Annotated in this window: 8 protein-coding genes; 4 read left to right on the forward strand and 4 right to left on the reverse strand. The window is 62.5% G+C overall.

The genetic code is table 11. From position 1 onward, the window contains the following. Window position 1: 1 nt before the first annotated feature. The 4 genes from JOE33_RS04385 to JOE33_RS04400 all read right to left on the reverse strand — a co-directional run bounded on the left by JOE33_RS04385 (window position 2) and on the right by JOE33_RS04400 (window position 19,579). Window positions 2–6,466 carry a non-ribosomal peptide synthetase gene (locus tag JOE33_RS04385; RefSeq protein ID WP_209924038.1) on the reverse strand — a complete coding sequence of 2,155 codons (6,465 nt, stop codon included), beginning with the start codon at window positions 6,464–6,466 and terminating at the stop codon, window positions 2–4. A 14-nt stretch (window positions 6,467–6,480) separates the two neighbouring features. Next, window positions 6,481–14,430 (reverse strand): non-ribosomal peptide synthetase, encoded by a 7,950-nt coding sequence (locus JOE33_RS04390; protein WP_209924039.1) that lies wholly within the window; start codon window positions 14,428–14,430, stop codon window positions 6,481–6,483. Further along, complete coding sequence (locus JOE33_RS04395; protein ID WP_187626249.1) at window positions 14,427–17,837, reverse strand: non-ribosomal peptide synthetase; 3,411 nt, start codon at window positions 17,835–17,837, stop codon at window positions 14,427–14,429. Before JOE33_RS04395 ends, JOE33_RS04390 begins: the two co-directional genes overlap by 4 nt. A gap of 764 nt (window positions 17,838–18,601) precedes the next feature. Continuing rightward, window positions 18,602–19,579, reverse strand: a complete 978-nt coding sequence (locus JOE33_RS04400) for a TauD/TfdA family dioxygenase (RefSeq protein WP_187626102.1) — start codon at window positions 19,577–19,579, stop codon at window positions 18,602–18,604. A gap of 296 nt (window positions 19,580–19,875) precedes the next feature. On the opposite strand from JOE33_RS04400, the gene JOE33_RS04405 reads away from it, so the two are divergent. The 4 genes from JOE33_RS04405 to JOE33_RS04420 are packed head-to-tail and all read left to right on the forward strand — an operon-like array spanning window position 19,876 to window position 22,521. Then, on the forward strand, window positions 19,876–21,090 hold the full coding sequence (locus tag JOE33_RS04405) for a PepSY domain-containing protein (RefSeq protein ID WP_187626103.1): 1,215 nt from the start codon (window positions 19,876–19,878) through the stop codon (window positions 21,088–21,090). After that, entirely contained in the window at window positions 21,087–21,629 is a 543-nt protein-coding gene (locus tag JOE33_RS04410; protein WP_010431542.1) for a hypothetical protein, read from the forward strand. The genes JOE33_RS04405 and JOE33_RS04410 overlap by 4 nt, the downstream gene beginning before the upstream one ends. After that, complete coding sequence (locus JOE33_RS04415; RefSeq protein WP_032611478.1) at window positions 21,626–21,958, forward strand: hypothetical protein; 333 nt, start codon at window positions 21,626–21,628, stop codon at window positions 21,956–21,958. The genes JOE33_RS04410 and JOE33_RS04415 overlap by 4 nt, the downstream gene beginning before the upstream one ends. Continuing rightward, window positions 21,955–22,521, forward strand: a complete 567-nt coding sequence (locus tag JOE33_RS04420) for a DUF6162 family protein (protein ID WP_032611476.1) — start codon at window positions 21,955–21,957, stop codon at window positions 22,519–22,521. Before JOE33_RS04415 ends, JOE33_RS04420 begins: the two co-directional genes overlap by 4 nt. Window positions 22,522–22,545: the final 24 nt, after the last annotated feature.

Genomic DNA, 22,545 nt, shown 5'->3' on the forward strand with positions numbered 1-22,545 from the left:
GTCAGATACCCGCCATTTCATTCATCATTTTTTCAATATCGGACAAGCCGTCCTCGGTCAGCGTCAGGCCACTGTCGGCGAAGGCCTGAATAAATTCGCTCAATTGCGGTTTCTCGAAGATCAGACGCAGCGGAATGTCGATTCCCAGGCCGGTGTGGACTCTGGAAATCAGCTGCGTTGCCAGCAGCGAGTGGCCACCCAGTTCGAAGAAATCGTCGCTCAGGCCGACACGCTCGACCTTCAGCACATCGGCCCAGATCGCCGCCATCTGCTGTTCCTGCTCGGTACACGGAGCGACGTACTGGCGCTGCAACTGGCTGGCGTCCGGTTTGGGCAGTGCCTTGCGGTCGAGCTTGCCGTTGGCGCTCAGCGGCATCCTGTCCAGAATGATGAAGTGCGTGGGCACCATGTAATCCGGCAGCGACGCCTTGAGACAGGCCTTGAGTGCATCACGCAACTGACCGTCGTGGTGCTCGACCACCAGATACGCCGCCAGCTGTTTGCCGGACGGGCAGTCAACGTCGATCACCACCGCCTCATTAACGCTGTCGTGTTCCAGCAGGCTGGCTTCGATTTCGCCCAGCTCGATGCGCAAGCCGCGAATCTTCACCTGATGGTCGATACGCCCGGCATAGTCGATGACACCTGCGTCGCGATAACGCGCCAGATCGCCGCTGCGGTACAGCCTGCCGCCGCCCTGCTCGTCGAACGGGTCCGGCACGAAGCGCTCGGCCGTCAGCGCCGCACGGTTGTGATAACCCCGCGCAAGACCGACGCCACCCAGATACAACTCCGCCGCCACGCCCTGTGCGGCAGGCAGCAGACCGTCGTCGAGAATATGGGTTTTCAGGTTGTCGATCGGCCGCCCGATCGGCACGCTGAGCACTTCGTCCGTGGTGCACGTCCAATGGGTCACGTCGATGGCCGCTTCGGTCGGACCGTACAGGTTGTACAGACCGGCCTGCGGCAAACGCTTGAGCACCTGGGCGGCCAGCTCGGCAGGCAGTGCTTCGCCGCTGCATACGACGCGACGCAGAGTGTTACAGCTTTCCACCTGAGGATGAGTCATGAACGCCTGCAGCATCGACGGCACGAAATGCAGGGTCGTGACCTGATACTCGCGAATAGCCTGCATCAGCCGCTCGGGGTCGCGATGATCGCCAGGCAGCGCCACGGCCAGGCGCGCGCCGGTCATCAGCGGCCAGAAGAATTCCCAGACCGACACGTCGAAACTGAACGGCGTCTTTTGCAAAACCGTATCGCTGCCATCCAGACAGTAGGCCTTCTGCATCCAGTGCAGACGGTTGACCAGCGCACGATGGCTGTTGCCCGCGCCCTTGGGCTTGCCGGTCGAACCCGAGGTGTAAATCACATAAGCCAGGTTCAATGGATGGCTGAAGTTGACTGGATTGGCAGTGCTGTAACCTTCAAGCCAGTCGCCGTCCTGATCCAGACACAGGCTCTGCACCTGACGCGGAACCGGCAAGCGTTGCAATAGCGCCGTCTGGGTCAACAGCAAACCGATACCGCTGTCCTGCATCATGTAGGCCAGACGATCCTCGGGATAATCCGGGTCCAGCGGCAAATAAGCGCCACCCGCCTTGATGATCGCCAGCAGAGCGATCACCAGTTCCAGGCTGCGCTCGACGCAGACCCCCACCAGCACGTCCGGGCCGACGCCAGACTCACGCAGGCGATGCGCAAGCCGATTGGCACGGGCGTTGAGCTGTGCGTAGCTCAATTGTTCGGCGGCGAAAATCAGCGCCGGAGCGTCCGGTGTCGCGCGCACCCGGGCTTCGATCAGGCTATGCAGACAATCTTCGTTGGGGAAGTCTGCGGCTGTGGCATTCCAGTCGTGGACAATCTGCTGCCGTTCAGCCATGTCGAGCATCGGCACTTCGGCAATGCGCTGTGCGGCATTGGCGCAGATGGCCTGCAACAAGGCCAGCCAGTGCCCGGCCATGCGCTCGATAGTGCGCGGGTCGAACAACGCGGTCGCATAGGTCAGGCCAGCGCTCAGGCCACCGTCATGTTCGGCAGTGTTCAGGGTCAGGTCGAACTGCGCCGGGTAACTGTCCGGCAGCAACGCCTCGACCTGCAGACCGGGCAGCGCGCGGACGTCGGCGCTGGCCTGGCTCTGGTGATTGAACATCACCTGAAACAGCGGGCTATGGCTGAGGCTGCGCTGTGGCTGCAGGGCTTCGACCAGTTGCTCAAATGGCAGCTCCTGATGCGCCTGGGCTTGCAGGGCGGTGTGTTTGACCTGCTGCAGCAGCTCGTTGAACGTCGTATGCACGTCAAACTCGGCGCGCAGCACCTGTGTGTTGACGAAGAAGCCGATCAGGCCTTCGGTTTCAGCGCGGTTGCGGTTGGCAATCGGCACGCCGACGCGAATGTCCGACTGGCCACTGTGACGGTGCAGCAGGCTCTGGAAAGACGCCAGCAACAGCATGAACAGGGTCACGCCCTGTTGCCGCGCGACCTGCTTCAAGCCATCGATCAGCGCGGGTTCCAGTTGCACGGCCAGCCGCGCACCGGCATGGCTTTGCACCACTGGCCGCGGGTAATCGGCGGGCAGTTCCAGAATCGGCTGCTGATCGCCCAGTTGCTGCTTCCAGTAATCCAGCTGCCGGGCCTGCTCGCCGGCCTCCATCCAGGTCCGCTGCCACAGTGCATAGTCGGCGTATTGCAGGTTAAGCGCGGTCAGGCTCACCTCACGGCCCTGACTGTAACCCTCGTACAGGCGCACCAGTTCATCGATCATGATCGGCATCGACCAGCCATCGGAGACGATGTGATGCTGGGTCAGAATCAGCACATGCTCGTCGGTGTTCAGGTTCAGCAAGCGGACCCGCAACAGCGGCCCCTGCTCCAGATCGAACGGGCGCTGCATTTCCTGCTGCACGCAGGCTTCAAGGCTCTGGCCGCTGGGCACCGATTCGACAGACAGGGTCAAGGCGCGTGGCGGATGGACGATCTGCAGTGCCTGATCGCCCTGCTGGCGGAAGGTCGTGCGCAGGGTTTCATGGCGGGCGATCAGCGCGCTGAAACTGTGCTCCAGCGCTGCGATGTCCAGCGAACCGCGCAGGCGCAGGGCTGCGGGAATAATGTACGCCGTGTTCTCGGGGTCAAGCTGCCAGAGGAACCACTGCCGCTGTTGCGCATAGGAAAGCCCCAGCGGCTGCGTGCGGTCGGCCTTGATGAAGCGCGGCGCGTCGTTGCCATGCCCTGCGCCTGCGGCCAGCGCGAAGGCCGCCAGATCACGCGCTTCGAACAGGTCGCGTAACGATAACTCGACGTCCAGTTGCTGACGGATACGCGAAATCACCTGAGTGGCCAGCAGCGAATGGCCGCCGAGCTCGAAAAAGTTGTCGCTGCGCCCGACCCGCTCGACCTTCAACACATCGGCCCAGATCGCTGCCAGTTGCTGCTCCAGCTCGCCTTGCGGGGCGCTGTAGGTAGCCTGTAACTGGCTGGCATCCGGCGCCGGCAGCGCCTTGCGGTCCAGCTTGCCGTTGGCGGTCAGCGGCATGCTGTCGAGGACGATGAAATGGGTGGGCACCATGTAATCCGGCAAGTGCGCCCTGAGTTCGCTTTTCAGCATTTCACGAAGACTCTGCTGATCCTGATCAGCCTCAGTAGGCACCAGGTACGCAGCCAACTGCCCGTCCAGCGCCAGCACACTCACTTCGCGCACAGCCGGGTACGCTTGCAGCCGCGCTTCGATTTCACCCAGCTCGATGCGGAAGCCGCGAATCTTCACCTGATGGTCGATGCGCCCGGCGTAGTCGATCATCCCACCAGCCCGATAGCGTGCAAGATCGCCGGTGCGGTACAGGCGGCCACCATCGTTGGAAAACGGATCGGGCACAAAGCGTTCGGCAGTCAGCGCGGCGCGGTTGTGATAACCCCGCGCCAGACCGGCGTGACCGATGTGCAGCTCGCCACTGCAACCCTGAGCGACCGGGTTGAAATCGGCGTCCAGTACGTACCATGACAGGTCGGGAATCGCCTCGCCAATCGGGCTGGCCGGGTTCTGCGTGTCGGCCTCGGCTATTGGTCTGTAGGTGACATGCACGGTGGTTTCGGTGATGCCGTACATGTTGATCAGTTGCGGCGTCTGATCACCGAAGCGCTCGAACCACGGCTTCAGGCTGGCGACGTCCAGTGCCTCGCCGCCGAAGATGACTGTCTGCAACGACATCGGTAACGATGAATCGCAAGCAACGCGCATCAGTTGCTTGAACGCCGACGGCGTCTGGTTGAGCACCGTAACCTGCTGCTCGACCAGCAGCGCATGGAAATCTTCCGGCGAGCGGGTCACTTCGCGGGGCACGATGACCAGTCGGCCGCCATGCAGCAGCGCGCCGAAAATCTCCCAGACCGAGAAGTCGAAGGCAAAGGAATGGAACAGCGTCCACACGTCCTTTTCGCTGAACTTGAACCAGTCATCCGTCGCGGCAAACAGGCGCATCAGGTTGCGATGGGCAAGCAAGGTGCCTTTCGGTTTGCCGGTCGAGCCCGAGGTGTAGATCACATAGGCCAGGTTGTCCGGCGCGGTCTGGTTGAGCGGGTTTTCCGTGCTGTAACCGTTCAGAGCGTCAGCCAGATCGAGCGTCTGCACCTGCTCGGGGATCGGCAGTTTGTCGAGCAGCGACGTCTGGGTCAGCAAGAGCTGGATACCGCTGTCATGCATCAGAAAGCTCAGGCGATCCTGCGGATAATCCGGGTCCAGTGGCACATAAGCGCCGCCGGCCTTGAGGATGGCCAGCAGGCCGACAATCATCTCCAGGCCGCGCTCGGCAACCAGCCCGACGCGCACATCCGGGCCGACGCCCTGCTCGCGCAGTTTGTGCGCCAGCTGGTTGGCGCGCTGGTTGAGCTGCCGGTAACTCAGTTGTTTGCCACCAAAGCTCAGGGCGATAGCCTGCGGGTTACGCTCGGCCTGGGCTTCGATGCGTTGATGGGCGCAGTGCTCGCTCGGGTAGACCGCAAGGTTGCGATTCCAGTCACGCAGGGTGCTCTGGCGTTCCTCGGCACTCAGCAAGGGCAGATCAGCGATACGCTGATTGACGTCGTGGCACATGCCGTTAAGCAGGTTGCGCCAATGGCTGGCCATGCGCTCGATGGTTGCCGCGTCGAACAGATCGGTGGCGTAGGTCAGTGCGGCTGTCAGGCCGTCCGGGCGTTCGCAGGTGTCGAGGGTCAGGTCGAACTGCGCGGTGTGCTTGTCGGACACATGATATTCCAGGCGCAGCCCTGCCAGCTCACGGGTCTGGTTATGGCCCTCACTCTGGTGGTTGTAGGCCACCTGGAACAGCGGGCTGCGGCTCAGGTCGCGCTGCGGCTGCAAGGCTTCGACCAGTTGCTCGAACGGCAGGTCCTGATGGGCCTGCGCCTGCACGGCGGTGTGTTTGACCTGCTGCAACAGCTCGGCCACGGTGGTCTGCGTGGTGAACTCGGCCTTCAGCACCTGGGTGTTGACGAAGAAGCCGATCAGCCCCTGGGTTTCGCTGCGGGTACGGTTGGCGACCGGCACGCCCACGCGTATATCGGCCTGACCGCTGTAGCGATGCAGCAGGGTCTGCAACGAAGCCAGCAACAGCATGAACAGCGTGATGCCCTGTTGCCGCGCCAGCCCCTTGAGGCTGTCGAGCAGCGCGGCATCCAGCTCGACGTTCAAGCGCGCCCCGCGGTAACTGCGCAGCGCAGGACGCGGCCGATCAGTGGGCAATTCCAGAATCGGCTGTTGCTCGCCCAGTTGCTGCGTCCAGTACGCCAACTGACGTTCCTGTTCACCCATTTCCAGCCAGTTGCGCTGCCAGAGTGCATAGTCGGCGTACTGGATCGGCAAAGGCGCCAGTTTGATCTCGCGACCGAGGCTGGCGGCCTGATAGAACTGCATCAGCTCCTCGACCATGATCGGCATCGACCAGCCATCGGAGACGATGTGGTGCTGGGTCAATACCAGTACATGCTCCTGCCCGCTCAGCCTGAGCAGGTTGACCCGCAGCAGCGGCCCTTGCTGCAGATCGAAAGGCTGCTGCACATGACGATCCACCCAGCCTTCAACGCACTCGCCAGCGGACAGCTGCTCGACACCGAGCGCAAAAGGCGACGCAGGCTGCACCACCTGCAGCGCTTCATCACCCTGCTGTTCGAAGGTCGTGCGCAGGGTTTCGTGACGCTCGGTCAACTGCTCCACGCTGCGCCGCAATGCCTCGACATTCAGCGTGCCGTGCAGGCGCAGCGCCAGCGGAATGTTGTAGGCCGCGCTATGCGGTTCCAGCTGCCAGATGATCCATTGCCGCTGCTGCGCGTAAGAGAGCGCGGACGGTGCCTGCGTCTCCCTCACGGCAATCGGTGTGACCCCGTAGAGATTCACCCCTTGACGCTTGAGCAGCACCGCCAGCGCCTTGCGTTCACGGGCGGACAGCGATTTAACGGAGTCAAGCAACTGTTGCACTGGGGTCTCTCCTGCTAAGCAATCAAATTATCAATTTCCTCCGCTGATAAACGTTTGAGTGCCTCCAGTGATTTAGTCAATTCGTCCTGCGCGTGGCCACTTTCGCCATTTTTTTCCTGCAGCGTGGCGCAGAACTCCGCCAGCAGCGGTTGCTCGAAGACATCCTTGAGGCTGACCTCGTGCTGCAACTGTTCGCGCACCCGCACGAGCATCTGCACCGCCAGCAGCGAATGGCCGCCGAGCTCGAAAAAGTTGTCGCTGCGCCCGACCCGCTCGACCTTCAACACATCGGCCCAGATCGCTGCCAGTTGCTGCTCCAGCTCGCCTTGCGGGGCGCTGTAGGTAGCCTGTAACTGGCTGGCATCCGGCGCAGGCAGCGCCTTGCGGTCCAGCTTGCCGTTGGCGGTCAGCGGCATGCTGTCGAGAACGATGAAATGGCTGGGCACCATGTAATCCGGCAAGTGCGCCCTGAGTTCGCTTTTCAGCATTTCACGAAGACTCTGCTGATCCTGATCAGCCTCAGTAGGCACCAGGTACGCAGCCAACTGCCCGTCCAGCGCCAGCACACTCACTTCGCGCACAGCGGGGTGCGCTTGCAGCCGCGCTTCGATTTCACCCAGTTCGATGCGGAAGCCACGAATCTTCACTTGGTGATCGATGCGCCCGGCGTAGTCGATCACGCCTGTCGCCCGATAACGCGCCAGATCGCCGGTGCGATACAGGCGGCCGCCATCGCTGGAAAACGGATCGGGTACAAAGCGTTCGGCAGTCAGCGCGGCGCGATTGTGATAACCGCGCGCCAGACCGGCATGACCGATGTGCAGCTCGCCACTGCAGCCCTGGGCGACCGGGTTGAAATCGGCGTCCAGCACATACCACGACAGGTCGGGAATCGCCTCGCCAATCGGGCTGGCCGGGTTCTGCGTGTCGGCCTCGGCTATTGGTCTGTAGGTGACATGCACGGTGGTTTCGGTGATGCCGTACATGTTGATCAGTTGCGGCGTCTGATCGCCGAAGCGTTCGAACCAAGGCTTCAGGCTGGCGACGTCCAGTGCCTCGCCGCCGAAGATGACTGTCTGCAACGACATCGGTAACGATGAATCACAGGCCACGCGCATCAGTTGCTTGAACGCCGACGGCGTCTGGTTGAGCACCGTGACCTGCTGTTCGATCAGCAGCGCATGAAAATCTTCCGGCGAGCGGGTCACTTCGCGGGGCACGATGACCAGTCGGCCGCCATGCAGCAGCGCGCCGAAAATCTCCCACACCGAGAAGTCGAAAGCGAAGGAATGGAACAGCGTCCACACGTCCTTTTCGCTGAATTTGAACCAGTCATCCGTAGCGGCAAACAGACGCATCAGGTTGTGATGGGCAAGCAAGGTGCCTTTCGGTTTGCCGGTCGAGCCCGAGGTATAGATCACATAGGCCAGGTTGTCCGGCGCGGTCTGGTTGAGCGGGTTTTCCGTGCTGTAATCGTTCAGCGTATCAGCCAGATCCAGGGTTTGAACGTGTGCGGGAATCGGCAACTGACCCAGCAAATGCGCTTGAATCAGCAACAGTTCGATACCGCTGTCCTGCATCAGAAAGCTCAGGCGATCCTGCGGATAATCCGGGTCCAGTGGCACGTAAGCGCCGCCGGCCTTGAGGATGGCCAGCAAGCCGACAATCATCTCCAGACCGCGCTCGGCGGCCAGCCCGACGCGCACATCCGGACCGACGCCCTGCTCGCGCAGTTTGTGCGCCAGCTGGTTGGCGCGCTGGTTGAGCTGCTGGTAACTCAGTTGTTCATCGCCAAAACTCAGGGCGATGGCCTGAGGGTTACGCTCGGCCTGGGCTTCGATGCGTTGATGGGCGCAGTGCTCGCTCGGGTAGCGCTGCACGCTTTGCGTCCAGGCGGTCGGCAATGCCAGTTCGCCGAGTCGCGTGGTTGCCGATGCGCAGAGGCTCTGCAGCAGGTGATCGAAATGCGCCGCCAGTTGCAGAATGCCTTCGGCGCTGAAGTGCTGGCGGTCGTAACTGAAACGCACCGACAGCACCTCATTGGCCTCGACCACCAGGGTCAGCGGGTAATGCGCCTGCTCCTGATTGCGCAGGTCGCTGAAGGCCAGACCGTCCGGCGCGCGCTGCAGGGCTTCGGACACCGGGTAGTTTTCGAACACCAGAATGTTGTCGAACAACGCCTCGCCACTGTTGCGCGCCCAGCGCTGGATGTCATACAGCGGCGTGTGCTCATGCTCGCGCAGGGCAAGGTTTTTCGCCTGTACCTGCTGCACCCAGTCGGCCACCGTCTGCTCGGCACGCGGGCTGGCGATGACCGGCAAGGTATTGATGAACAGCCCCAGTTGTTCCTCGACACCCGGCAATTCTGCCGGACGCCCTGCCACGGTCGCGCCAAAGGTCACGCTGGACTGGCCGGTGTAGCGCTGCAGCAGTAACAGCCAGGCCGATTGCAGCAGCGTATTGAGAGTGACGCGCTGCTCGCGGGCAAAGTCGCTCAACCGACGCGTGCCGTCGCTGTCGATCAGCTGGATGTAGTCGCCGTAGCCCTGCCCCTCGGCCGAAGACCTGAACGCCTGCAACAAACGAGTCGGCTCGTCCAGTTCCGCCAGCTCTGCGCTCCAGAAGCGCTCGCTGGCATCGGCCTCCTGAGCCTGCAGCCACTGAATGTAATCACGATAGCGACCCGCCTGTTTCGGCGGCACCTGGCCGCTGTAGCGCTGCAGCACTTCACCGAGCAGGCGCGAGCTGCTCCAGCCATCCATGAGGATGTGGTGGCTGGTATACACCAGATGCCACACGTCATCGGCGGTGCGCAACACGGCCAGGCGCAACAATGGTCCTTGCGCCAGATCGAAGCCTTGCTGACGGTCGGCCTGCACCCAGTCGTCGAGCCAGCTTTCTGGCTGGCGACGCGCATCCAGCTCGACAAAGGGCACCTCGACCTGACGCTGCACCACTTGCAGCGACTGCTCGCGCTGGCTGACAAAACAGCTGCGCAGTACGTCGTGATGGTCCAGCGCAGCCTGCCAGGCGTTGCGGAAACGCGGCACATCCAGCCCACGAATGTTCACCCGCAACTGGTTGATGTAGTTGCCCGCGCCTTCATCGAACAGCGAATGAAACAGCATGCCTTGCTGCATCGGCGACAGCGGGTAGATATCGTCGATCTGACCCGCAGCAATCGGCAGACCGTCAAGCTGCGCCTGGGTGAGTTGCGCCAGCGGGAAGTCCGATGGCGTGACGCCTTGATGCCCGGCCGTGCAATGTTCGATCAGGGTAGTCAGCGCCTGCTCATAGCGACGCGCCAGGGTGTCGATGGTCGAGGCGTGATACACCTCGCGGCTGAAGCTCCAGTCCAGTTGCAACTGGCCGTCGAACACCTGACCGTTGAGGCTCAGCCAGTTGCCCAGCGGCCCGTCTTCGCACAGCGCAGCGCCTGCACTGTCGGCACTCGGCACGAACAACGCAGCCTCGCGCGCATTGAAGCTGCCGTCGAACTGGCCCAGATAATTGAAAGTGACTCGCGCCTGCGGCAAGGCGGCCAATTGCTGTGCGAAAGACGCCTCGCCCGTATAACGCAGCATGCCGTAGCCGATGCCCTTGTGAGGCACCGCACGCAATTGCTCCTTGATGCCACACAAGCTCGCGCCCGGCGCGATCTGCGGCGTGAGGCGCACCGGAAACAGGCTGCTGAACCAGCCCACCGTGCGGCTTAGATCGGTATCGTCGAACAGGTCTTCACGGCCATGCCCTTCCAGCTGGATCAGCACCGAGGGCTGCTGGCTCCATTCACACAGGACCTGGGCCAGCGCCGTCAGCAGCAGGTCGTTGACTTGCGTGCGGTACGCGGCCGGCGCGACTTTCAGCAGCTTGTGGGTCAGGTCACGGCTCAGCCAGGAAGATGCATGCGCCGCGTCACGATTGCGCATCGTGCCTTCGGGCTTATCGCGAGGCAGCGGCTGGTCGGCGCCCTGCAAGGCTTGCAGCCAGTAATCGCGCTCGGCCGCCAGCGTCTCGCCGGTCGCATACGCGTGCAATTGCTCGGCCCAACGTTTGAGCGACGTAGTTTTTGCGGCAAGTGCTACCGGCTCGCCTTGCGCCAGGGCGAGGTACGCCTGTTGCAGGTCTTCCAGCAACACCCGCCATGAAACACCGTCCACCAGCAGATGGTGAATGACCAGTAACAGGCGCTGTTCACCTTGTGGCAGATTGATCAGCACGGCACGCAGCAGCGGGCCGTCTTTCAGGTCCAGGCTGCGTTGCGCTTCGTCGGCCAGTTCGGGCAAACGCTCGATGCTGTCCAGCTCATGGGTCCAGAGCAGCTCGCGAGTATTCGCAGCGCCAAAGGTGGCGTGCCATTGGCCGTTCTGTTGAGTGAAACCCAAGCGCAGTGCGTCATGCTGCTCGACCAACGCAGCCAATGCAGACTGAAGATGAGTGGCTTTCAGCGTTTGCAAAGGCTTGAGCATCAGCGCCTGATTCCAGTGCTGGCGCTCGGGGATGTCCAGTTCAAAGAAGCGTGCCTGAATCGGCAGCAACGGCAACGAACCGCTGATGTGCTCCGCCACGGCGGCGGGCTTTTTCTGAATCAGTTTCGCCACCGAGGCCAGTTGGCCGATGGTCTGTTTCTCGAACAATTGCTTGGGGCTGAGCTTGATGCCTTGGCGCTTGGCGCGGGCGATGATCTGCAGGCTCAGGATCGAATCGCCACCCAGTTCGAAGAAGTTGTCGGTGCTGCCGACCTGCTCCAGCTTGAGGACATCCGCCCACACGGCAGCGAGCTTTTCCTCGATCTCGCCGACCGGTGCGGTGTAACGCTGCTTGACCACGCCGGGTCTGGGCAAGGCGCGCTTGTCGAGCTTGCCGTTGGCGGTCAGTGGCAGACTGTCCAGCAACATGATCTGTGCAGGCACCATGTAGTCCGGCAAGCGCGCAGTCAGTTGCTCGCGCAGGCTGTCGACACTCAGGTCTGCCCCGCCTGCCGCCACGCAATAGGCCACCAGTTGCAGCCGGGGCTCATCGTCATCGATGGGCAATGCCAGTACGCTGACCTGCGCCACCGAAGCCAGGCCCAGCAACACCCGCGCGACCTCTGCAGGCTCGACACGATAGCCGCGAACCTTGACCTGATCGTCGGCCCGGCCGATGAACTCCAGCAGGCCCTGATGATTGCGGCGCATGCGGTCGCCGCTGCGGTAGGCGCGCGTGCCGTCCTGCGCGAACGGGTCCGGCACGAAGCGCTCGGCGGTCAGCGCAGGCTGGCCGATATAGCCCAGCGCCACGCTGTCGCCGCCGATGTACAACTCGCCAGCGACCTGAGTGCCGACCGGGTTCAGCACGTCATCCAGCACATAAGCACTGGCCCCCGGCAACGGCGTACCGACCGGCACGCTGCGCAGAGTACCGCCAGAGTGTGCAGTGCTCTGTGGGAAACATGGGACCTGTGGGAGCGAGCTTGCTCGCGAAAGCGATGGCCCAGCCGACCTGTTTCGCAAGCCTGTATCGGCCTCTTCGCGAGTAAGCTCGCTCCCACAGGATGACATCGCTACTTCATGGGTCAGCACGCCGACGGTGGTTTCGCTCGGCCCGTAGTGGTTGATCACCCGACAAACCGGCTTGAGCTGGCGGATAAGCTCGACCAGCGCGGGCGAGCAGGCTTCGCCGCCGACAATCAGCGCATGCTGCGGCAGCACGTCGGCTGGCTGGCCGGCCTGCAACAGCGCGGCCAGATGACCGGGGACGATTTTCAGCACGCCCACCTGATGCTCGGCCATGTAGGCCGCAAAGGCATCCGGGTCGAAACCCAGCGCCTCGGTCAGCACGTGCAGCGTGCGTCCCGAGCACAGCGCGCCGAACAGAACGGTATGGCCGAGGTCGGCAGCGATGGTCGAGACCAGCGCCATGCTCGCATCGGGGGCCAGTTGCAACTGCTCCAGCAAGCCGCGCAGGTAACCGGCCAGCGCGCTCTGGCTGACCAGCACACCTTTTGCCTGGCCAGTCGAGCCGGAGGTATGAATCACGTAGGCCGCCGAATCGCCTGAAGGCAGGCTGTCAGGCCGACTGACAGGCAGGTCCTGCCACAGCGCAGGCGTCCAGGCCAGGCCCTGACAACCGGCAACACCCAGTGAGGTCTGCCGCACATCGCCCTCGGCATACAGCAGCACCCTGGCTTGCGCATTGACCAGCATCTGTTGCAATCGCGCATCGGGGGCTTTGACGTCCAGCGGCATGTACACACCGCCGGCCTTGAAAATCGCCAGCACGGCGGTCAGCCAGTCCAGCGAGCGCTCCATCAATACCGCGACCGGCTGGCCTTCGCTGATGCCCATGCGAACCAACTGATGAGCCAGCTGATTGGCGGCCTGCTCCAGTTGCAGCGTGGTCAGCGTACGATCCAGGCAACGGGCTGCCTGCGCATGAGGTTGCCGTTCGACCTGTCGGTCCCACAGTTGCAGCATGTGCGGCGCGGGTTCGCGAGCATCACGCTTCGGCTTGACCATCAGTGTTGCGAGACTGAACAGCGGCGCCTGCGGCGCGTCGAGCAGGGTTTCGAACAGCGCGAGCAGTTCCGGGATGAAACCTTCGACGCTGGTGCGTCGATACAGGTCGCTGGCGTAGGCCATGTCGCCGTGGATCAGTGTGCCGTCGTCGGTGATGTCCAGCGCCAGATCGAAATGCGCACCCTGTTTGTCGAACGCGTACTCGCTGACCTCCAGCCCGGCCAGCCTGAGCGTGGTTTTCTGCTTGAGGACCACGTTCTGGTTGAACTTGGCCTGGAACAGCGGGTTGTGGCCCAGGCTGCGCTCGGGCGCCAGTTGATCGACCAGTTGCTCGAAGGGCACGTCCTGATGCGCCTGTGCACCGAACGAGGTGTCGCGAATCTGCGCCAGCAGGTCGAGGTAGCTCAGGCGTTCGTCCACCTGGCAGCGCAAAACCTGAGTATTGATGAAGAAGCCGATCAGCCCTTCGGTTTCAGCGCGACCGCGGTTGGCATTCGGCACGCCGATGCGGATATCACGCTGCCCGGCCTTGCGCGACAGAAACAGCGAAAAGCCGGCCAGCACCAGCATGAACAGGGTCATGCCCTGTGTACGCGCAAAGGCGTTGAGCCGCCGCGACAGATCAACGCCGAAATCGAAGCGCAGGTGCTCGCCCTGATAGCTCTGCGTGGCCGGGCGCGGGAAATCCGGTGCGGCGTCCAGCAGCGGTTGCTCGTCACCCAACCGGTTACGCCAGTACTCCAGCTGACGTGCGCCCTCGCCCGCCTCCAGCCAGCTGCGCTGCCAGATCGCATAATCGGCATATTGCAGCGGCAGTTCCGGCAGCGCGGGTTCGCGGCCTTCGCAGTACGCCTGATAGCAGTGCACGAACTCCTGAATCATCACGTCCATCGACCAGCCGTCGGAGACGATGTGATGCATGCTCACGATCAGCACATGCTCATCGCCCGCCAGGCGGAAAAGGTGCGCGCGCAGCAGCGGCCCCGTGCGCAGATCAAACGGTTGGCCGGTGACTGTGGCTACTTGCAGCGCCAGTTCGGCATCGCGCAGTTCGCCATCGGTCAAACCGGCCAGATCGATGCTCTCCAACGCCACTGTCTGATCGTGCAGCAGCACTTGCTGCGCCTGATCGCCATCGGTATGAAACACCGTACGCAGTACCTCGTGGCGCTCGATCAAATGATCGAATGCACGGCGCAACGCCGACTCGTTCAACGTGCCGTGCAGACGCAGGCCGGTGGTCATCTTGTACGCGTCGCTCGACGGATCGAGTTGCCAGAGAAACAGCAGGCGTTGCTGCGCGAAGGACAGCGGAATGGCGCTGACGTCATGCCGACTGACCGGCACCGGCAACAGACTGAAATCCTTGCCTTCCTGGCGTAATCGGGCGAGGAACTGTTGACGTTGCTCCAGCGACAGGCCGACAAAACGTTTCGCGATGCGTGCAGCAGTGGTCGCGGTCATGCGCCGAATTCCTCCAGTGAATCCATGAACTGGTCCATGTCGCTCCAGTCGTTGTCCGTGTTGTTGTCGGTCAGCGTTGCCACTTCGACGGCGAGCTCACCGAGCAGCGGTTTTTCAAACAGGCTGCGCAGCGGCAGGCTGATGCCCAGTTGCGTCTTGATCCGGGCGATGACTTGCGCGGCGAGCAACGAATGCCCGCCCAGTTCAAAAAAGTGATCGTCCAGGCCCACCTGAGGCGCGTGCAGGACGTCCTGCCAGATGGCGGCCAGACAGATTTCCACCTCGCTGTGCGGCGCCCGGTAACGCGCCTGCAACTGGCTTGCGTCGGGGGCCGGCAATGCCTTGCGGTCCAGTTTGCCGCTGGGCGTCAAGGGCAGCTCCGGCAACAGCAGCATGTGCGTCGGCACCATGTAATCCGGCAGGCTGGCTTGCAGCTGGCTGCGGATGCTCTGACGCAGGGCCAGTTGTTCGGCCTCTGTGGAGGCGACAACGTCTGGCACCGCGTAGGCGACCAGCTGCATGCTGCCCGCCAGTTCGACGGCCAGCACCACGGCCTCGCGCACGCCCGCGCATTGCTGCAGGCGCGATTCGATCTCGCCCAGCTCGATGCGGAAACCGCGAATTTTCACTTGATGATCGACCCGGCCGATGTACTCGACAGCGCCATCGGCACGCAGTCGGGCACGGTCGCCGGTGCGATACAGGCGCTCCCCGCTGACAAACGGATCGGCGACAAAACGTTCGGCGCTCAGTCCGGGCTGGGCGTGATAACCGCGCGCCAGGCCAGGGCCGCCGATGTACAGCTCACCCACCGCACCTTGCGGCAGCAGGTTCATTTGATCGTCGAGAACGTACAGGCGTCGTCCTGCCAGCGCCTGACCAATCGGCACACCGCGCCAGGACACCTGCTGCGGGGTCAGCGTGCTGCAATCATGGATGCTCGACACCACGGTGGCTTCGGTCGGGCCGTAGGTATTGAGCAGGCGGACATGCCCCAGCCCGGCCTTGTGCCACAGGCGCAGACCTTCGACGGCCATGGCTTCACCGCCGACATGCACCTGCCGCAGTGCAGCGTAATGCGCGGGCGGGCTGGCGGCGAAGTCCTGAACCAGCGTCAGCCAGTAGGCCGCTGGCAAGTCGGCGAGGGTCACGCCGTGCTCGACGATGGCCTGATGGAAGGTGGCGCTGTCCCACAGGCGCTCGTCGCGCAGGACAACGGCCGCACCGCGACACAACGGTGGGTAGAACTGCTCGACGAAGCCATCGAAGCTGTGGGTGGCGAATTGCAGGACCCGATCGCCTTCGCGCAGGTCACTGTAGTGCGCCCCCAGGGTGACGAACTCGGCCAGCGCCGCATGACTGATCGCCACGCCTTTTGGCCGCCCGGTCGACCCCGAGGTGTAAATCACGTAGGCCAGACTGGCCGGATTGACCGGGCCGTCGAGGTTGTGCACGCTGGCGGTTTCACTGTTCATCCGATCAATGCACAGGTATTGAATATCAGCCAGTGCAGGCAGCCTGGTCAGCTGATCGCTGTGGGTCAGCAGCAGTTTCACGCCACTGTCCGCCAACACATGACGCAAGCGTTCGCTCGGCGCATTCAGGTCCAGCGGCACATAGGCACCGCCCGCCTTGAGCACGGCGAGCAGCGCCACGGGCATGTCCAGCGAACGACCCAGCGCCACGCCGACCAGCACGTCCGCATCGACACCCTGCTCGCGCAGCTGCCACGCCAGACGGTTACTGCGCTGGTTCAATTCGGCGTAGCTCAGGCTCGGCGATTGACCTTCATGGGCGAGAATTAGTGCCGGGGCCTGCGGCGTGCGCTGCACTTGTGCTTCGAACTGGCGATGCGCGGGGGTTGTGGTGTCAGCTTTGGTGGCATTGTCGACATCCAGCAGTTGCGTGCGCTCATCGGCGGAGAGCATCGACAGCTCGGCGACGGTCTGCAGCGGATCGGCACAGACCGAGGCCAGCAGGTTGCGCCAGTGCCCGGCCAGGCGAGCGATGGTCGACTCGTCGAATATGTCGGTGGCGTAGGTAAAGGCGGCATGCAGCTGCTCGCCTTCACCGCTGGTGGCCAGCATCAGGTCGCTGGCGGCGGCATGCGAGCGCTGCGCCAATGCCTGTTGTTCGGCAGGCAGATTGGCCACGCGCAGACCGCCGCTCAACTGTTTGTCGAGCAGGTCGGCGACCACCGGCTGGTGATTGAACATCACCTGAAATAAAGGGTTATGGCTCTGACTGCGTTCCGGCTGCAGGGCGTCGATGATGGCGTCGAATGGCAACTCCTGATGCGCCTGGGCAGCGGTCGAGGCGTCGCGGACGATATTCAACAGGTCGACGAAGCGGGTCTGCGCTGTCACTTCACTGCGCAGTACCTGAGTATTGATGAAGCAGCCGATCAGCCCTTCGGTTTCGCTGCGGGTGCGGTTGGCGATCAGGCCGCCGACACGAATGTCGGTCTGCCCGCTGTAGCGGTGCAGCAGGCTTTTGAAGGTCGCCAGCAGCACCACAAACAGGGTTACGCCCTGGCGTTGCGCAAGGCTTTTCAGGTTACGCAGCAGCTCGGGCTCCAGCGCCAGTTCCAGGCGAGCGCCGGCGTGGCTGGGCAAGGCCGGATAGGGACGGTCGGTGGGCAGCTCCAGCAGCGGATGCTCTTCGCCCAGGTGGCTGCGCCAGTAGTCCAGCTGACGCTCCTGCTCACCGGCTTCCAGCCAGCTGCGTTGCCAGACCGCATAATCGCGGTACTGCACGAGCAACGGCTGAAAAGGCAGCGGTTTACCGGCCAGCAGCGCGTCGTAGCCGCGCAGCCATTCGTCGATCAGCACGTTCATCGACCAGCCATCGGTGATCATGTGGTGCAGGTTGAGCAGCAGCAGATGCTCCTGCTCGGCCAGACGCAGCACCTGCACGGTGAACAGCGGCCCACGCTGCAGATCGAAGGTTTGCGCGGTCTGTTCGGCCATGGCCTGACGCGCACTTGCCCAGCGCTGCTCAAGCGGCAAAGCGCTGAGGTCGGTCAGGCGGATGCTCACCGGCGCTGGCGGCGCGACACGCTGAAACGCCCGGTCGCCCTCCTGACCGAAGGTGGTGCGCAGGCTTTCATGTCGCTCGACCAGAGCACTGAAAGCCCGCTCCAGCAGCGGCAGCTCCAGCGGACCGTTCAGGCATACCGACATCGGCAGGTTGTAGGCTGCGCTGTGCGGGTCCAGTTGCCAGAGAAACCACATGCGTTGCTGGGCATAGGACAGCCCCTCACGCTCGGCCAGCCCGGCACAGGAAGGGATCGGGAACAGCGAGAAATCCATGTTTTCCTTGCGCATGCCATCGAGGAACAGGCGGCGTTTTTCAAGGGGCAACTCGACAAAACGGCGAGCGAGTTTCTGGGCGTGTTCGGGGTTCATGGGTCGATCCTTGCTGAGTGGGGCTGACCGTCGGGCGGGGTCGTATCAACAAGAACGAATTGGCGAGGAAATATTTAGAAAGGTTTGTCGGGGGTGAGGCTCTGCATTGCACCGAACACTAAAGAGAGGACGCAGAGCGTCCAGAACTGCATGCCTACGCGGAGCGCAGGCACGATAATCAATAGCCGGACACTTATCGTTCTACTCGCTCAAACATGGACCGCCTCGTGGGAACGAGCTTGCTCGCGAAGAGGCCAGTGCGCCCTCTGTCACTCTCGTCCCTACGCTCCGCGTGGGAATGTGAAGCTCTGCATGACGATCGTTCCCACGCTCCGCGTGGGAATGCAGGTCGTGACGCTCCGCGTCACACGGCGGTTCTGCGATGTCAGGTGAATTGGTGTTTGGCTCCGGTCACCTTTGCGCCCTTACGGCGCCTTACTTTGAGGGACCAAAGTAAGCAAAGTCCCCGCTCCGTTTCCGGCCCGACTTCGTCGGGTTCCTTCGCCCTGTCACTGATCCGGGGGTCGCCGCAACGGGCCATCCATGGCCCGGTGCGGCTAGCCTGGCGTCCTGCCAGGCTACCCCCGGATCAGCGCCAGGACTCAGCCGTCACTTACGTCGCACTCTGCGTCGTCTGTGCCATCGTGGTTGAAAAGCATCGTGGTTCTGGATGTTTCTGAACTGCGGCGAGCCGTAGATTCGTGATGCAGCGAGTCACGAAAGGCAACCCCACTCAGTGCGTTAGCACGATGATCTGACGGCGTTTACTTATCAGAATGCCCCTGTGCCATGGCGACCACCACTTTGCGCTTGCCGGTGAACGGTGCGCGGGAGTGGGCGGTGAGCATGTTGTCGAGCATCAGGACGTCGTTTTCCAGCCATGGGAAGCTGACGGTGCATTCGTCGAGTACGCCGCGGATTTCGTCCAGCAGGGTTTCTTCGAGGGGCGAGCCGTCGCCGTAGTAGACGTTGCGCGGCAGGTCTTCCTCGTCCACTACGTCGAGCAGGGTTTCACGCACTTCCGGTTGCAGGTTGGAGATGTGGAACAGGTGCGCCTGGTTAAACCAGACGCTGTCCTGGGTCACCGGGTGGCGCGATACCGCCTGGCAAATCTGCCGGGTGCGCAGCTCGCCGTCGTCTTTCCATTCGCACTCGATGTTGTGTGCCCGGCAGTAGGCTTCGACCACGGACTCATCTTCGGTATTGAACACCTGACTCCATTCCACATCGAGTCCGTTGCCGTAGTTACGCACGTACATCAGTTTCTTTTCGATGAAGCGCTCGCGAATGCGCGCAGGGATGCGTCGGTAGATCTCCCGGCTGTCGGCGATCGGTGTTTCGCCCCCCGTCTGCGCCGCGATCATGCTGTAGAACCAGATCTTCATCGGCCATTCCAGCGTGTAGGCCTGCTCGTTATGCAGCGGGATGCTCTGGTGCGCCGGATACTCGGTCGAGGTGTACACGCCTTTGGTGACGTTGCTTCGCGGCGTAGAACCGAATTCGTAGTTGAGCAGCGGATCGCCGAAGCCGGCGGCGAACTCGCGAAACGCTTCTGCACCGCCCACCTCGAAACCGCGAAACAGAATCCCGCCGGCGCTGTACAGGTGCCCGGCGACCAGCGGCTTGAGTTCGCCCAGCGCTTCCATCAAGTCCAGACCGGGCTCGGGTGCCTGCACCAGCATCGGCAAGCTGCCCGCCTCTGCCAGCAACGGCCGGATATCCAAACTCAACGCATGACTCATGATGTCTCTCCCTTGATGGCAAAAGCGCCCGAGCCCCTGCGGCCTGGCGCAACACCAATGTCCAGATTGAACGTACTCCACCGCTGAAAAATTAGCCGCACCACACCGTTCGTGCGGGATACGGAGGTGTTCGGCCGCTCTGAAACAATTTTTTGCATTTAAACGCAAAAAATTCCTATAGGAATTCAGTTCTCATTCGTCTTTAACTTAATGCGAGGCTTTTATACCGCCCGCGCGTACAGACAGAGGGGACCGCCCTGCGGCCGCTCCACATCGCGAATCGAGATTGTTTATCCATGTCGAAGAAGTCCCGCTCAAAAATCTGGTTTCTCGTCCACAGCTGGCTGGCCCTGCCGATCTGGTTCTTCGTACTGATCGTCTGTGTGACCGGCACGCTGGCCGTGGTCAGCAAGGAAATCATGTGGCTGGCCAACCCGGAGATGCGTGACAACCGCCCTTCCGATGATGCCAGGCGCCTGAACTTCGAACAGATTCGCGCCACCATCGAACGCAACGAACCGGACCTGATCGTCGGCACCATCATGCAGCCGGACGGCGACTACTTCGCCTTGAGCGTGTTCATCACCTACCCCGACGGGCGTTCGGTCCCGGCTTACGTCAACCCTTACACCGGGGTGATTCAGGGCATTACCCCTTCGTTCGACTTCCGCCGCTTTACCCGAGCGCTGCACGGCTGGTGGCTGGTGCCGTTCACCAACGGTTATTCATGGGGCTGGTATCTGGTGTCGATTCTCGGCCTGCCGTTGCTGGCGTCGCTGGTGACCGGGCTGGTGGTCTACAAGAAATTCTGGCGCGGTTTCTTCAAGCCCGTGCGTTTCAGCCAAGGCCCGCGGATTTTCTGGGGCGATCTGCATCGGCTCAGTGGCGTGTGGTCGATCTGGTTCATCGCAGTGATTTCCATCACCGGCACCTGGTTTCTGATTCAGGCGATTCTGGGCGACAACCAGATCAGTATTTCCAGCAAATCCCAGGTCGCCTCGATCATCCCGCACAACGCTGTGCCGCTGACTGCCGACGGCAGCCCTGCGCCGACCATCAGCCTGGCGAAGGCCGTAGAAATCGCCAAAGAACGGATTCCGGGTCTTGAGGCCAGCTTCATCACGCCGCCGTTCAATGCCTACAGCAACATGCAGGTGGGTGGGCGCAGCTGGTATCCGCTGATGTTCCAGACCGCCGAAATCAACCCGTACAGCGGTGAAATAGCCGCTTCGCACCTGTTGTCGGACCGCAACAAGCTGGAGTTCGTCACCGAGTCCATGCGCCCGCTGCACACCGGCGATTTCGGCGGCATCTGGATCAAGCTGATCTGGGCGTTCTTCGGCCTGCTGCTGAGCATGATGGTGCTCAGCGGTCTGTTGATCTGGAGCAAGCGCACTGCGATAGCAACGATCAATGCACTCAAGCGTGAAGCCAGAGCAAAGCCTGCCGCATACACCCCGAAGATAAACACCTCGCCGCTGACGGCCCGCACCCCGGAGAACAGCCTGTGAGCAAGGTCGCTGTCGCACCACCTGTTTCGTCGCTCAGCCGCTTCTGGCACAAATGGCGCTTCCATATCAACGTGCTGCTGGTGCTGATCCCGCTGGGTTTCATGCCCAAGTACTTCTCCGACGTCTCGCTGGATCGCGGCGATCAGGGCCTTGGCCAGCGAGAGGTGGGCGAGATTCAGGTCGGCCCGTGGAGCCTGCGCCTGGCAGAAGACCGCAATGAAGCGCCGCGCCTTTCCGGTCCATCGGGCTACATGAAAAGTTTCAACGCAGCGCTGTGCAACGCCTGCATCGACCGGGTCAAGGCCACTTACCTGCGCATTGGAAAACCACGCAGCCTGCGCACCGCCGGGGTGATTTTCTTCGGTGGCGGCTACCGCATGAGCGCCTTCATGCAGATTGCGCAAAACACCGATCCCGACGCCGAGCTGTGGATCACAATGGAAGGCTGGGACGGCGCCGTGCATCAGACTTCCATCCCTCTGCAACAGGCTTCGCCCACCACCGTGGCGTGGCTGAAAAAACAAGGAGCCCAACCATGAGTGCCCGCCCTTCCCTGCGCAGGCTGACGGCCAGTGCCCTGTGCCTGCTCGGCCTGAGCGGCAACGCCCTGGCGCACAACCCGATGTGCGAATGCAAACAGATCGATAACGAACAGATCCGCTGCACCGGCGGCTTTTCCGACGGCAGTGGTGCGCCGGGTGTAACCCTGGACGTGATCGGCTACGACGAAACCATCCTGGTGCCCGGCAAGCTCGGCGAAGACTCGACCGTGACCTTCAAACGCCCCGCTTCCGAGTTCTACGTGCTGTTCGACGCCGGTCCCGGTCACGTGGTGGAAATCGATCAGGCGGATATCCAGGCCCCATGAGCGCACCGACCAGACACATCGTCCGTCCGGCAGGCGCCGGGCATGAAACCCTGTACGTCCTGTTGCTGTGCCTGCTGATCCTCGGCACTGCTGCCGGGGTGATCAGCCTGCACCGTGATACTCAGGAAACGCACAGCGTCGCCAGCCATCAACTGGACGCACGACGCGACCTGAGCGCTGCGGAACAAGGCATTTACGCCGACCTGCGCGTGACCCTCGACGAAATCCGCCTGCTGGCCAGCGAGCAACAGACGCCAATCACCCCGGAGCAACTGGGCGATGAAGGCTTTGCGCCGTTCGCCAGGGATGCCAGTTCGGTGAGCCGTGGCGACCATGCCTGGCAGATGATCGAGCAGTCCTACCTGGGACTGAGCCGGACGCCGAGCGTGGCCGGTTCGTTTCTCATGCGTGTCGATTCCGGCGAGCAGCCGGACATCTGGATCAACCGCAACGCCTCGCTGGCGGCGGTCAGCGACCTCAGTGACCAGGCCTTGATCGATTCAGGCTGGAAACAGGTCGTCGCGCAATTCGATGCTGGCGTGACCCGCCAGCACCCGCACTGAAACTCCGCATTCCTTTGAAAGAAG

The organism is Pseudomonas sp. PvP027, from assembly GCF_017833005.1.
GTDB classification, from domain to species: domain Bacteria; phylum Pseudomonadota; class Gammaproteobacteria; order Pseudomonadales; family Pseudomonadaceae; genus Aquipseudomonas; species Aquipseudomonas congelans.

What these genes read in the sequence shown, in the direction of transcription:
- JOE33_RS04390 (WP_209924039.1), bottom strand. Translation starts at nt 14,430, where the DNA reads ATGACCGCGACCACTGCTGCACGCATCGCGAAACGTTTTGTCGGCCTG.
- JOE33_RS04395 (WP_187626249.1), bottom strand. Translation starts at nt 17,837, where the DNA reads ATGAACCCCGAACACGCCCAGAAACTCGCTCGCCGTTTTGTCGAGTTG.
- JOE33_RS04400 (WP_187626102.1), bottom strand. Translation starts at nt 19,579, where the DNA reads ATGAGTCATGCGTTGAGTTTGGATATCCGGCCGTTGCTGGCAGAGGCG.
- JOE33_RS04405 (WP_187626103.1), top strand. Translation starts at nt 19,876, where the DNA reads ATGTCGAAGAAGTCCCGCTCAAAAATCTGGTTTCTCGTCCACAGCTGG.
- JOE33_RS04415 (WP_032611478.1), top strand. Translation starts at nt 21,626, where the DNA reads ATGAGTGCCCGCCCTTCCCTGCGCAGGCTGACGGCCAGTGCCCTGTGC.
- JOE33_RS04420 (WP_032611476.1), top strand. Translation starts at nt 21,955, where the DNA reads ATGAGCGCACCGACCAGACACATCGTCCGTCCGGCAGGCGCCGGGCAT.